Here is a 12,967-nt window from a genome sequence, read left to right on the forward strand (position 1 = left end):
TATTATAGATTTGTAGGTTCCCATAATGAAAATAAATAAAATATGCTTTAGTCTATTTTTATCTTTAGGCTATATCACATCCTTACATGCTGAAGATCGTATCCAAGCAGGAAATAACATCTATTTTGATCCGGATTTTTTAGAATTACCCAATAAGGATGTAGTTGATTTATCACAATTTGAAAATAACGAACAATTAGCAGGCCAATATTATGTTGATATTTATGTAAATACTAACTTAATTGGAGCAAAAAACATCAAATTTGATAAAAATAACAATAGCCAATTACTACCTTGTTTATCCTTAATGGATTTAAAAGAATTTGGTGTAAAAACTGAAGAATACCCAGAATTACAAGGTTCAGGTCAAAGCTGTGTAAATTTATTCGCAATTCCAGATGTAAAAAGTACATTTGAATTCGATGCACAAAGACTCTATTTAAGTATTCCTCAAATTGCTTTATCACGAAATCCACGTGGTTTTGTTGATCTTGCAGATATTGATAATGGTATTACAGCATTATTACTGAATTACAGTTATAACGGATCAAAAAATTATGACCGTAAAAAGAATGGATCAGATACTACATCTCATTATGTTAACTTAAGACCCGGTTTAAATATTGGAGCATGGCGTTTACGTAATTATACAACATGGTCAAACAATGATAACCAGTCCGGTAAATGGGACACTATTTATACCTATGCCTCTCGAGGTATTAATAAAATCAAAAGTCAGCTAATGCTGGGCGATAGCGTTTCGCCATCGCAAGTATTTGACAGCGTACCATTTCGCGGTGCACAACTAGCAACCGATGATGATATGTATCCAGAAAGCCTGCGTGGCTATGCACCCGTAGTTCGAGGAATAGCTCGCAGCAATGCCCAAATTACTATTCGTCAAAATGGCTACACCATTTACCAGACAGAAGTCGCAGCAGGACCGTTTGAAATTACGGATTTATATCCAACAGGAGGAAGTGGTGACCTGCATGTCACTATCAAGGAATCCAATGGAAGCGAACAATATCAAATAGTACCGTTTGCCTCTTTGCCTGTATTACAGCGTGAAGGCTATATGTCTTATAGCGCAACAGCAGGACAATATCGCTCTTATGATAGCCATGTAGATAAGACCCACTTTGGTCAATTAACATTAATCTATGGTTTACCTTACGGCATTACTGCTTACGGAGGTAGCCAACTCAGTGAACATTATCAGTCATATTCGATTGGTACAGGGCAAAATCTAGGGCGCTTCGGTGCACTTTCTGTCGACATCACTCACGCAGACTCAACACTGAGTAATGGTCAAAAAGAAAGTGGTCAATCTTATCGTTTCCGCTATAACAAAAATCTTAATGATATCGGTACCAATATTGCCTTAGCGGGTTACCGCTATTCGACTAAAGGTTTCTATAGTTTAGCTGAAGTATTTGATAGCTTTAGAGATACCAGCTACGCCCCAGAAATCGAGCGTCGTCGTAACCGAGGTGAAATTACACTAAGTCAAAACTTAGGGGATACCTACGGCTCAATATCAGCAGGCTATATCAATGAAGACTACTGGAATAGTAACCGTAAAACTCAATCAGCAACCTTGGGCTATAACAATAGTTGGCAGGGTATTAGTTATAGTCTCAACTACACCTATAACATGAATACCAATAGTTATTCGCATGCGTCAGGCAGTCAAAATAAAACTGAGAATGATCATCAATTCGCATTTTCAATCAGTGTGCCATTTACGGTATTTGATGATGCGTTTTACTACAACTTCAACAGCAATAGTAGCAGTAATAGCTCAAGTACGGGCAGCATGGGCGTATCCGCATCTCAATTAAATAACCGTTTAAACTGGAGTATGCAGCAAGGATTTACCAATAAAGATTCGGGTACATCCGGTAATATGAATGCTTCCTACAAAGGGCAATATGGTGAAATCTCGGGAGGGAGTGGCTACAGCAAAGAGAGCTACAATCTCTATTACGGAGCTAATGGTAGTCTAGTTGTACACTCCGGCGGCCTCGTGCTCGGCCAACAACTTGGTGAAACTGCGGCAATCATTGAAGTTCCTAATGCAGGGGATGTCCCTATACTAAACCAAGCAGGGGTCGTCACCAATAACCAAGGATATGCCTTAGTTCCCTATCTCAGTGCCTATCGTAAAAACACGATTGATATTGATACTTCAGCATTACCTGAAAATACCGAAATGGAACTCACTAGCCAAAGCGTCTCTCCAAGTCGTGGCGCCATAGCCAAAGCCAGTTTTTCAGCCAATGTGGGCTATCGAACCATTATGGTAATTCGCTTTGCTGACGGTAAACCCGTTCCATTTGGCTCACAAGCTATATTTGCCGATAACAATCAGCTTAATGGGATGGTTGGCAATGACGGTGAATTATATTTATCCGGCCTAGCTGAAAATGGCCATTTTATTATTCAATATAATGATAAGCAGCAGTGTCAGGTTAATTATAACTTAGCAGGTGCATCAAATTATTTGGGTTTATATAAAACTACTGCAACTTGTCAATAGTAGGTATATCATAATGAATAAAATAATATATAAATTAACTTTATTATTCTTGTGCCTGTTTTTTTATTCTTACTCATCCTATGCTGAGTGCATTAAAGGTACTTACACTGCCCATCACAACATACCAGACAGAACTATTTATGTACAATATGATAATTTACTTGCAAATGACTATGTATTGGCAAGGCATTATATTGAAGCATTTACTGATGACTATTATTTTTCAATGGAGTATGAAAGTGATTGTGGCGGATACTTAAATCTTTTCTATGTAAATAACTGGGTGGCTAATTCAAGTAAAATTGTACCGACTAATATTCCTGGGGTTGGAGTACGGATTAAATTTAATAACCCTAGCGTACCTGATTATATCCCTACAAAATCAATTACAGCATCAGGATCTTGGAAATTACCAGGTCCTGTCGGTTGGAACATTGAGATATTAAAAACAGGAACAATTGCTAGTTCCGGTACGATAAGAAGTGGACAAATTGTAAATTTAACACAATACAATACTAAAACAGGCACCAGTTTTTTAGGAGCAACGCTTAGCTTTGCAAATAATTATAGAATTTCTGTAGTTAATTGTTCATTAAAAAATAATCAGTCGATTTACAATATTAACATGAAGGATTGGTATGATACTCAATTTCCTAATATTGGTTCCACGAGCACTCCAGTAAACATCCCAATTACTTTAACATGTGCAGCGGGAACAAATATTAAAGCAACCGTAACAAGTACTAGTTATGTTGATACTGCCACAGGAAAACTAGGATTAACAGGAACAAATAGTGCGACAGGTATAGCTATACAATTATTAGATAAAAATAATAACCCGATCAAGCTAAATACTAAAAATAGCTTGCAAAATAATGTGCCTTCTGGTGACTATATTTTTAATTGGAAAGCTCAATATATAAAAACAGCTAATAGTATCACCCCTGGCTCAGCTAATGCCACTGCAACTGTCAATATTCGATATGAATAAAGGTAATTAAAATGAAATCGATTAAATTTATTTTTATTATTAGCTTATTTATCAGCTATCAAGCTATTGCAGCTAGCACGATAAATTTAAACTTCACAGGGAATATTAAAGCAGCAACCTGTAATATTTCCGGTGGGAGCAATATTAATATTGACCTAAATAAATTACCTGCTGGATTATTTAATGCAGCAAAATCAGGTTCTAGTTGGACTGCATTCAACATTAGTCTAAACAACTGTTCAACCTACATAAATCAGGTGAGATTGACATTTACTGGTACTGCTGATGCAGCAGATATCAATAGTCTTTATAAGAACCAAGGGACTGCAACAAATATCGCCATTCAATTACAAAATAGTAGTGGGACAACCCCTCTTGGTAATAATAAAGTTTTACTAGTTCCGTTAAATAATCAAACTACAATTAATATTCCTTTACGAACTCGGGCATTTAGCTCTGTCGGAAATGTAGTTCCTGGCTCTATATCTGCTAATATTACTGCAACTATTACCTATTTATAAATAAGGATGGATAACATGAAAAGACTAGCGCTTGCACTACCACTCCTTACATACTCTTTATTTACTATGGGTGAAGCTGTTAAAATAAATATATTTGGTTCAGTGACTGCTATGCCCTGTGAGGTTGATAATAAAAATTATCAAATAGATTTAAAGAAAGTTAACATATGGAATATTAAAAATACCCAAACATCATCCTGGGTTAACTTCTCCATTAAATTAAAAAATTGCCCTATAAATACTAAAGGAGCTATTATTACGCTAACCGGTACAATTGACCCAATAAATCCAGATCATTTTATAAATAATGGTACAGCGAAAAATGTAGCATTAAATTTAACGACAGGAACAAATAAATCGCTTGTGAAAAATGGTACAAAACTAACTGTTCCCATTAATAGTCAAACTCACAGCGCTGAAATTGCGTTTTCAGCGAGAATGGCCGGATACGGCAGCGGAATGACTACGGGTTCATTTAAAAGTCATCTTGAATTTACCTTATCTTATAATTAAAAAATTGTTTTAATTTCATTATAAGGAGTTAAGTATAATGAATAATTATTATCCAGTATCTAAAATGATTGGTAGTAAAATAACTTACTATCGAAAATCAAATGGAATAACTCTAAATCAATTAGCAAAAATGATTGGAGTGAGTCAACAGCAACAATCAAGATATGAACGAGGTCTTAATAGAATTAACTTAGATAGATTAAATCAATATGCAAATATATTTAAGATTAGTATATTTATATTTTTCGATTTTAATCGAATAGAGAAGGAGCATCTAAAAAACTTATCTAATGTTATAGAGAAAAAACCATGAAAAAATCTAATTTCAACATAATAGTTACATCGGCATTATTATATTCTACATGCGCATATTCAGCCTGTATTCAAAATCCTAACTTAAAAAACATTCATGTTAATGTACCTTCGCAGACACATACAGTTCAGTATGATGACAACTCTTCACGAGATTTAGGTGTATTTGTCATTAGGTTTGCCAATGATTATGTAAATACTTTCTCCGAAAAAAATGGGCTATGTGGGCAGGCAAGGCTACACGCAAGCTATATCAATGGCTGGACGCCTAATTTAAATAAAATTGCACCTACAAATATTCCTGGGGTCAACGTAGAAATTAGAGCATTAGGTATAGGAGCTTTAGATTTTTATGGGGAATATCCTGTAGCTAACCGTCTAACATGGTCAATTGAAGGTCCTAGATGGGTTTTTGTTTTGAAAAAAAGAGGCCGAGTGACACAATCAAACACACTTAGAAATGGTGCTATTGCTCGATTAATTCAAGAAAATCCCAATCATATAAATTGGAACATCAGTACATTAAATATTCCACTAAATGCAGTTCGAGTAAACGTCGCACAATGTAGTACAAAATCTAATAATTACACGGTAAATTTAGGTGATTGGTACGATACCCAGTTTAAAAATATTGGTGATGTAAGTGCTAGTGTTAATATACCAATCACCCTAAATTGTGCCGCTGGAACGAATATAAAAACGACCATTACTAGTAGTGCAGGCTATGTAGATACAGAGACAGGCAAGATTAAATTATCGGGTAATAATTCAGCTACGGGTATAGCAATACAGTTACTAAATGGTAATAATATTCCAATAAAATTGGAAACTAAAAATAACACAGTTAGTAAATTACCTGCTGGTGATTATAAATTAAACTGGAAAGCTCGTTATATTAAAATTTCAAATAAAATAACACCAGGAAAGGCAAATAGCACAGCAATCGTTAATATTACTTATGAATAGCGTTGGATAAAGTGTTCAATGAAAAATTAGAAGAATTTAATATAAAAATAAATCTTTATATTTTCAGATTTATATAATTATGAATATATAAAAACCATCATTAAAAGATTGTTATTGAATTCATATTAATTTAATAAAAAATGCTTTAATGATCTAAATCTATTCTTAATTAAAATCTCATCTGATAAAGTAATAAAAGTCATATCATTCTAAAAATTATTGATTAAAAAATACGCTAATATTTTCATTCATTTTTGTACATAAAACAGCAATTCACTTAATAAATGAGGTTATCTATGCCTAAATACTATCCTATATCAAAATTAGTTGGTGATAGAATTTTATATTATAGAAAAATACAAGGAGCTTCATTATTAGATGTTTCAATAGTGATTGGTATCAGTGAACAACAACAATCACGATATGAGAGAGGTATTAATAGAATTAGTTTAGATAGATTAGCACAATACGTGAGTTATTTTAGTGTTGATTTCAATGATCTATTATATATCAATCGCAACCAAATAATTCATTAGCTATAAAAATTAAATTTCATTAATTAAATTTACATGTATATTTATTTGGAGTTAATAACATGGGAAAACGAATATCCAAATCCGTAGGTCTAAAAATAAGAACACTAAGAGAAAGCCATGGAATGAGTGGAAAGAAACTCAGTGAACTTATGGGTATCAGCCAGCAGCATCAATCACGCTATGAAAATGGAGAAGTCAATATCCACGTAGATACTATTTACCTTCTCTCTCAAATATTCTCAGTAGAACCAATCTATTTCTTTTCGGAATTTGATAGACATAATAACCATAATGAAGAAAACGCTCTCCAAAAAAACTATTACACAGCAGAAGTAGTCGTATTCTAATCACAAGTAGAAATTTACTTCTTTAATCGGTGTCTAACTTTTTAGGCACCGATATGATTAGCGTTTTGATTCCTCAAGTAACCAGTTACGAAAAATATTCATCGCTGGCGTCATCGGCTTGGATTTCAAACGGCTTAGCCAATATCCCCCTAACGTGACAGAAATATCAAACGGTTGCACCACATCCCCCGCACTTAACTCACGCTCAAACATGCAGCTTGGGGCAATAGCTACGCTATCGGAAAATAAAGCGGCTTCAACCATTAAACGAGAAGAATCAAAAATCGGCCCTTTAACTCGCCATGGTTCAATTTTTGCTGCCAAAAACCACTTTTCCCATTCATCTTTGCGATAAGAGCGCATTAACGGATAGTTTTTCAAATCTGTAGGATGATTAAGTTGCTTGGCAATTTTTTCTGAACACAGCACCGTATGCGGTGCAGAAAATAACGGAGTATTGTCCACTAACGGCCATAGACCTTCCCCAAAGCGAATAGCAAAATCAACCCCTTCCCCTGCTAAATTCACCACGTTATTATGGGTCATGATCCGTAAATCAATATACGGATAGAGTTCAGAAAAACGAGACAAACGCGGCAATAGCCAACCAACAGCAAAGGTTCCTACTACAGAAATATTCAACACTTCATGATAATGACCATCGTCAAATTGTTGTAATAGCGCTTCGATTTGATCAAAAGAGCGGCTTAAAACGGGCAGTAGTGCCGATCCCTCATCAGTGAGAGCCAAGCCCCTTGGTAAGCGAATAAATAATTCCAGACCTAACTGTTCTTCCAGTAAACGAACCTGCTGGCTCACCGCTGCTTGAGTCACATTCAATTCCATCCCTGCACGCGTAAAACTCAGATGGCGAGCAGAGGCTTCAAATGCTCTCAATGCATTCAGCGGTAATCGGTGACGGGAATTGTCAGCCATAAGATTTTCTTTTGCCTCATCGAATTTTATCTCGTTTTTAATTATTGAATTAAAACCGCATACTCCACCACCAGAGTCACACTTTCTACGGTTATAGCGCAAATTTTATCGCTCTTTAATCATAACTAAAACTTGCATTTAAATGGATATCAGTATGAAAAATATTTTTCATCATGGGCAGACAGCTATCGCCCTTAGTTTGGCATTTGCTTCATTTTCAAGTGCTGCATTCACTCAACATGATGTGGATAGCATTATTAAGCCCCTGATGAAACAGCAGCAAATTCCGGGTATGTCTGTGGCTATTTCCGTCGACGGAAAACATTTTATTTATCACTATGGGATTCAATCCAAACAGACAAAAGCCCCTGTAACAGATAATACGCTGTATGAAATTGGCTCGTTATCAAAGACATTTACAGCAACCTTAGCGGCCTATGCCCAAGGGCAAGGTAAACTCGATTTTTCTCAAGCGGTCAGCCACTATGTGCCAGAATTAAAAAATACAGTGTTTGATAAAGTGACAGTGATGAATTTAGCCACACATACCTCTGGCTTATCCATTTTTGTTCCCGATGCCGTGACCAATAGTGCCGAGCTAATAAGCTATTACCAACAATGGTCTCCAGAAAAGCCTATCGGACAATATCGCTCTTACTCCAATTTAGGTGTGGGATTATTGGGAATTATTACGGCGAAACAGTTGAATACCACATTTCCTGAAGCCATGGAAAATACGATGTTACCGGCATTAGGACTGAAACATACCTATTTACAGGTTCCGCAAGATCAGCAGCAAAATTATGCACAAGGTTATAATAAGCAGCATCAACCTGTCCGAGTGACACCACAAATACTGGATAACGAGGCTTATGGTTTGAAATCCACAGCCAAAGATTTGATTCGTTTTTTAGATATTAATATGCAAGTGGTCGATGTGAAGAAACCTTGGCAGGAAGCGGTGGAAGATACCCATACTGGGGTGTATATGACGGATTCGTTTGTGCAAGATTTGATGTGGGAAAGCTATCCGTGGCCAGTTTCTTTGGCACAATTACAACAAGGTAATCGCGATGATATGGCGCTGAAACCTCAAAAAGTTGAAGCTATTCAACCGCCAATGCCACCGGAATCCCGCGCTCTGTATAACAAAACGGGTTCGACGAGCGGATTTGCCACTTACGCGGTATTTATTCCAGAGGAAAAAATTGGCATCGTGTTGCTCTCCAACCAATGGTATCCAATCCCTGAACGCATCAACGCAACCTACCAATTAATCGAAAAAGTGAAGAATTAGTCTCGAAGCATTTAAAGCACCAAGCGCGAAATATTCAAAATATAGAATGTTCTAAATAGTTCGTTCTGTCGCTAGGCGGCAAGAGAAGCTAAGCCCTAGGAGCATACATAAGTATGTGACTAGGGTTAGCGAACGTAGCCAACAACGCGACAGCACGAAATATGAAGAGTATTCAGATGACACGGGAGAATTGGCGCTGCCTCATCTGCCCCCGTAAATAAACATCAAAACACATACACACATTACGGATCAGCAAACGCCCTTGTGGCGTGACTGTTATTCCCGTTTCACTGATTTCCACCAGCCCATCATCCTCCATTGGCTTCAGTAACTCTAAATCTTCTTTAAAGTAAGATTTAAAATCAATGGGATATAGCGCTTCGATTTGAGCAAAGTTCAGTTGGAAGTTACAAATTAAGGTTTTGATAACATCTCGACGTAGGCAATCATCATCGGTTAATACCAACCCACGCCAGAGAGCATGCCCTTTTTCTTCCACTTGCGCATAATAGGTTTTTAAATCTTTTTGGTTTTGGGCATAGTTATCCCCCAGCATGCTGATCGCCGAAACCCCGAGACCTAATAGGTCGCAGTCCCCTTGGGTGGTATAACCTTGGAAATTACGGTGTAAAATTCCGTCACGCTGTGCCACTGCCAGCTCATCTTCAGGACGAGCAAAGTGATCCATACCAATAAATTGGTAGCCGTCCGAGGTCAGTGTTGCAATGGTTTCTTGCAGTATATCCAGCTTTTGCTCTGCGGTTGGTAGGTCTTCATCTTTGATTTTACGCTGCGCCGCAAATAAATTGGGTAAGTGGGCGTAGTTAAAAACACTCAAACGGTCTGGCGCTAGCTCGGCAACCTTTTTCAGAGTAAATGCAAAACTTTCTGGCGTTTGTTTTGGTAAACCGTAAATCAAATCGATACTGGTAGAGGTGAAACCAGTTTCTTTTGCGCGTTTGATTAACGCGAAAATAAACTCTTCATCTTGCTCTCGGTTAACAAGAATCTGCACTTCTTTATTGAAATCTTGCACCCCCATACTCAAGCGATTAAAGCCTTCACTACGTAAGTGATCAATCATATCGAGTTCAATTTCACGGGGATCGACTTCAATGGACATCTCCGCATTCGGTGCAAAATGGAAATGTTTTTTCAGCAAACCAACTAAGTGGCTCACTTGCGCTTTATCGAGGTAAGTTGGTGTACCACCGCCCCAATGCATCTGAGTCACGGTCCGGTTTTTAAGTAATGCTGCTCGCTGAATAATTTCTTTTTCAATGACTTGTAAATACTCATCCGCCTTATGTTTTTGGCGAGTCACCAGCTTATTACAGCCACAGAAATAACAAAGTTTATGGCAAAATGGAATATGCACATACAGAGATAACGGGCGCTCAGGATAGCGCTGAGTGGCTGCAATAAAGGCCTGCTCATCGTAGTCTTGATTAAACTCTAAGGCTGTTGGATAAGAGGTATAGCGTGGACCCGAATAGTTATATTTTTGGATTAACGCAAGATCCCAAACGATATTTTGCTCTGACATTCATATTCCTCAATTGACCACAAGCTCGAAAGCATCACTATTAATTATGTCTCTTTAGATTATTTTTTGGCGATTTATGTAAAGAGTCTATACCGAAAAGATTATAGCGATGTTAGGAAAAACAGATCTGATGCAACATCAAAGAAAAAGAAGATTAGCGGAGATAGTGATAATTTTCCTCCCGTAATTTACAGGAGGAAAATTGAGGTGGAGAGATTATTTACTTTTTAAGATGCGCATAATGTCATCAAACTTCTCTTCTTCCTCTTCGTCACCTTCTTCTTCCACATATTCAATACCGAGGAGTTTCATCAACTCATCAATGCGGTCTAAGCAAGTTTCGATATAGTTTTGCTCTTGCTCTGTGATGGTTTCACCCTCTTCGAGGCGTGCTAGTAAGCCATCTAAGCGATCATCGCTTTCTAGCATTTCCAGCTCTTTTTCTGGCGTCATTTTTTCTTTAACGACGACTTTTTCTTTCGCAACAGGGCGTGCAACTGGCTGGTTACCCTCCACAATTAATGGAATTGGCTTTTTGCTACCTAGGCGTGGGTCGGCCTGAGTATTTTGCCCATTTTTTTGACCATTTGAAGTGCCATCTTGGTTACGGCTACCAGACTTATGACCGCGATGTTTTTTCTCGCGCTTACGCTCACGACCTTCCGCGTTAATCTCTTCTTTTGTCTTGCGGTATTTTTTCTTCAGATTGCTGGTTGGTTTTTTTGGTGAATTCATGGTTTGCTACCTTGATAAAATCAGTTTCTGCTGCGGAATCTAGCAGGATCTCTTAAGCGGTGAAAGCACTACTTTGCAATTTAGGTGAATTTTCTCTCACTTTGCATTCGCAGCAGTACCTTAATGATTATACCTTAAATAATTTGAGTTGCATGCAAGCAACAAAAAAGGGAGAGCCAGCTGAGGGGGTATTAATCTTCTAAATAGCTTTTACCTAAAGAAAATGATCACCTGACCAATATTCTAACTAATTCAAGTTGTGGCTAATCGTCAATCGAGGTTATCTCGGGGAGCATACATAAGTATGTGACCCGAGTAGCCGAGAGAAGACAACAACGCCACAGCTTGAAGTATGACGAATATTAGGCGTCAACGAGGATCATTTTTAACAAAAACATCGCCGCCACTAAAATTACACACAGGCTCAGATCACGCCAGCGCCCAGTACCAATTTTCATCGCACAATAAGCGATAAAGCCCAGCGCAATACCTTCAGTAATTGAGAAACTGAATGGCATCATGACCGCAGTGATAAAGGCAGGAACGGATTCGGTTAAATCATCCCATTTTACCCGCGTCAAGCTGGAGGTCATCAGCACCCCGACATAAATCAGCGCACCCGCCGTTGCATACGCAGGAACCATGCCTGCCAGCGGAGAGATAAACATGGTCAGTAGGAATAAAACACCGACAACAATTGCCGTTAAACCTGTACGACCACCGACGGAAACTCCAGAGGAGCTTTCGATATACGCCGTCACTGAAGAGGTTCCCATCGCAGAACCAGCCACAGAACTTAAGCTATCAACATATAAAGCTTGTTTCATGCGGGGGAAAGTACCGCGCTCGTTAGTAATACCCGCCTTATCGGTAACCCCAATCATGGTGCCAGAGGAGTCAAACAAGTTAACTAACATAAATGCGAAAATAACGCCGGATAACGCGAGGTCAAATGAAGCAACAAATTCAACTTGCCCCACCACACTGGTAATACTTGGCGGCATTGAGAATATACCGCTATATTTTACATCGCCTAAAGCCAGACCAATCAATGTTGTGACCGCGATAGACACTAACACTGCGGCATGAATATTACGTGCAGCTAAAATGGCAATGATGAAAAAGCCTAATGCACCCAGCCAAACGTTATGGTGAGTCAAATTACCAATTGAAACTAAAGTATCTGGGTTTGCTACGATAATACCGGAGTTTTTCAATCCCATCATGGCGATGAATAAACCGATACCACTGGTGATCCCCACCCGTAAACTAAGAGGGATATTCGCGATAATCCAGTAACGAATGCGAAATAGTGTCAAAATAAAGAGGCCGACCGCTCCCCAGAACACCGCTCCCATAGCCACTTGCCATGAATATCCCATGGCACCGACCACCACAAAAGCAAAGAAGGCGTTCAACCCCATCGCTGGAGCGACTGCGATTGGCAAATTTGCCAACAGACCCATAAAGATACTACCAATTGCCGCAATCAAGCAGGTGGTAACGAATACCGCTTTGATATCCATTCCCGCGACAGACAGAATTTGGGGGTTAACAAAGACGATATAGACCATCGTCAGAAAAGTGGTAAACCCTGCAACGATTTCTGTTCTAGCAGTAGTTCCGTGTTCTTGTAATTTAAACACGCGCTGAAACAGACCCTGTTGTTGCGAAGAGCCAGAAGATTGATTACTCATTTAAACATGCCTTAAAAAAAGTTTTTTT

The 12,967-nt window shown here is 38.2% G+C and carries 13 protein-coding genes; 9 read left to right on the plus strand and 4 right to left on the minus strand.

Annotated features, from left to right (window positions below; all coding sequences use genetic code 11):
• The first annotated feature begins 25 nt into the window (after window positions 1-25).
• The 8 genes from PR761_RS08985 to PR761_RS09015 all read left to right on the plus strand — a co-directional run bounded on the left by PR761_RS08985 (window position 26) and on the right by PR761_RS09015 (window position 6,728).
• Window positions 26-2,542 carry a fimbria/pilus outer membrane usher protein gene (locus tag PR761_RS08985; protein WP_126436256.1) on the plus strand — a complete coding sequence of 839 codons (2,517 nt, stop codon included), beginning with the start codon at window positions 26-28 and terminating at the stop codon, window positions 2,540-2,542.
• A gap of 10 nt (window positions 2,543-2,552) precedes the next feature.
• Window positions 2,553-3,533, plus strand: coding sequence for a fimbrial protein (locus PR761_RS08990; protein ID WP_119246407.1), 981 nt, complete (start codon window positions 2,553-2,555; stop codon window positions 3,531-3,533).
• A gap of 11 nt (window positions 3,534-3,544) precedes the next feature.
• Complete coding sequence (locus PR761_RS08995; RefSeq protein WP_006813807.1) at window positions 3,545-4,054, plus strand: fimbrial protein; 510 nt, start codon at window positions 3,545-3,547, stop codon at window positions 4,052-4,054.
• Between the two features lie 6 nt (window positions 4,055-4,060).
• A complete protein-coding gene (locus PR761_RS09000) occupies window positions 4,061-4,567 on the plus strand; it encodes a fimbrial protein (protein WP_006813808.1) in 507 nt (168 codons plus the stop codon).
• A gap of 37 nt (window positions 4,568-4,604) precedes the next feature.
• On the plus strand, window positions 4,605-4,880 hold the full coding sequence (locus PR761_RS09005; protein WP_006813809.1) for a helix-turn-helix domain-containing protein: 276 nt from the start codon (window positions 4,605-4,607) through the stop codon (window positions 4,878-4,880).
• On the plus strand, window positions 4,877-5,845 hold the full coding sequence (locus PR761_RS09010; protein ID WP_006813810.1) for a fimbrial protein: 969 nt from the start codon (window positions 4,877-4,879) through the stop codon (window positions 5,843-5,845). The genes PR761_RS09005 and PR761_RS09010 overlap by 4 nt, the downstream gene beginning before the upstream one ends.
• 296 nt (window positions 5,846-6,141) lie before the next feature.
• Window positions 6,142-6,381, plus strand: coding sequence for a helix-turn-helix domain-containing protein (locus PR761_RS17130; protein ID WP_006813811.1), 240 nt, complete (start codon window positions 6,142-6,144; stop codon window positions 6,379-6,381).
• 59 nt (window positions 6,382-6,440) lie between these two features.
• Entirely contained in the window at window positions 6,441-6,728 is a 288-nt protein-coding gene (locus PR761_RS09015) for a helix-turn-helix domain-containing protein (RefSeq protein WP_006813812.1), read from the plus strand.
• Between the two features lie 57 nt (window positions 6,729-6,785).
• Here PR761_RS09015 and PR761_RS09020 read toward each other — a convergent pair whose 3' ends face one another.
• Window positions 6,786-7,664 carry a LysR substrate-binding domain-containing protein gene (locus PR761_RS09020; protein WP_039854591.1) on the minus strand — a complete coding sequence of 293 codons (879 nt, stop codon included), beginning with the start codon at window positions 7,662-7,664 and terminating at the stop codon, window positions 6,786-6,788.
• 154 nt (window positions 7,665-7,818) lie between these two features.
• On the opposite strand from PR761_RS09020, the gene ampC reads away from it, so the two are divergent.
• A complete protein-coding gene (gene ampC, locus PR761_RS09025) occupies window positions 7,819-8,961 on the plus strand; it encodes a class C beta-lactamase (RefSeq protein ID WP_154610905.1) in 1,143 nt (380 codons plus the stop codon).
• 172 nt (window positions 8,962-9,133) lie between these two features.
• Here the strand turns inward: ampC and hemN are convergent, their stop codons facing one another.
• From hemN to PR761_RS09040, 3 genes are all read right to left on the minus strand, one after another.
• A complete protein-coding gene (gene hemN / locus PR761_RS09030; protein WP_154610906.1) occupies window positions 9,134-10,507 on the minus strand; it encodes an oxygen-independent coproporphyrinogen III oxidase in 1,374 nt (457 codons plus the stop codon).
• Window positions 10,508-10,723: 216 nt separating this feature from the next.
• Entirely contained in the window at window positions 10,724-11,242 is a 519-nt protein-coding gene (gene yihI, locus PR761_RS09035) for a Der GTPase-activating protein YihI (RefSeq protein WP_006813816.1), read from the minus strand.
• A gap of 362 nt (window positions 11,243-11,604) precedes the next feature.
• Window positions 11,605-12,939, minus strand: coding sequence for an NCS2 family permease (locus tag PR761_RS09040; RefSeq protein ID WP_006813817.1), 1,335 nt, complete (start codon window positions 12,937-12,939; stop codon window positions 11,605-11,607).
• Window positions 12,940-12,967 lie beyond the last annotated feature (28 nt).

The sequence above is a fragment of the Providencia sp. PROV210 genome, from assembly GCF_028479445.1.
Classification (GTDB): Bacteria; Pseudomonadota; Gammaproteobacteria; order Enterobacterales; family Enterobacteriaceae; genus Providencia; species Providencia rustigianii.

Excerpts from the sequence above, each read along its gene's own strand:
- PR761_RS09005 (WP_006813809.1), top strand. The coding sequence starts at position 4,605 with ATGAATAATTATTATCCAGTATCTAAAATGATTGGTAGTAAAATAACT.
- yihI (WP_006813816.1), bottom strand. The coding sequence starts at position 11,242 with ATGAATTCACCAAAAAAACCAACCAGCAATCTGAAGAAAAAATACCGC.
- PR761_RS08995 (WP_006813807.1), top strand. The coding sequence starts at position 3,545 with ATGAAATCGATTAAATTTATTTTTATTATTAGCTTATTTATCAGCTAT.
- PR761_RS08985 (WP_126436256.1), top strand. The coding sequence starts at position 26 with ATGAAAATAAATAAAATATGCTTTAGTCTATTTTTATCTTTAGGCTAT.
- ampC (WP_154610905.1), top strand. The coding sequence starts at position 7,819 with ATGAAAAATATTTTTCATCATGGGCAGACAGCTATCGCCCTTAGTTTG.
- PR761_RS17130 (WP_006813811.1), top strand. The coding sequence starts at position 6,142 with ATGCCTAAATACTATCCTATATCAAAATTAGTTGGTGATAGAATTTTA.
- hemN (WP_154610906.1), bottom strand. The coding sequence starts at position 10,507 with ATGTCAGAGCAAAATATCGTTTGGGATCTTGCGTTAATCCAAAAATAT.
- PR761_RS09000 (WP_006813808.1), top strand. The coding sequence starts at position 4,061 with ATGGATAACATGAAAAGACTAGCGCTTGCACTACCACTCCTTACATAC.
- PR761_RS09010 (WP_006813810.1), top strand. The coding sequence starts at position 4,877 with ATGAAAAAATCTAATTTCAACATAATAGTTACATCGGCATTATTATAT.
- PR761_RS09020 (WP_039854591.1), bottom strand. The coding sequence starts at position 7,664 with ATGGCTGACAATTCCCGTCACCGATTACCGCTGAATGCATTGAGAGCA.
- PR761_RS09040 (WP_006813817.1), bottom strand. The coding sequence starts at position 12,939 with ATGAGTAATCAATCTTCTGGCTCTTCGCAACAACAGGGTCTGTTTCAG.
- PR761_RS09015 (WP_006813812.1), top strand. The coding sequence starts at position 6,441 with ATGGGAAAACGAATATCCAAATCCGTAGGTCTAAAAATAAGAACACTA.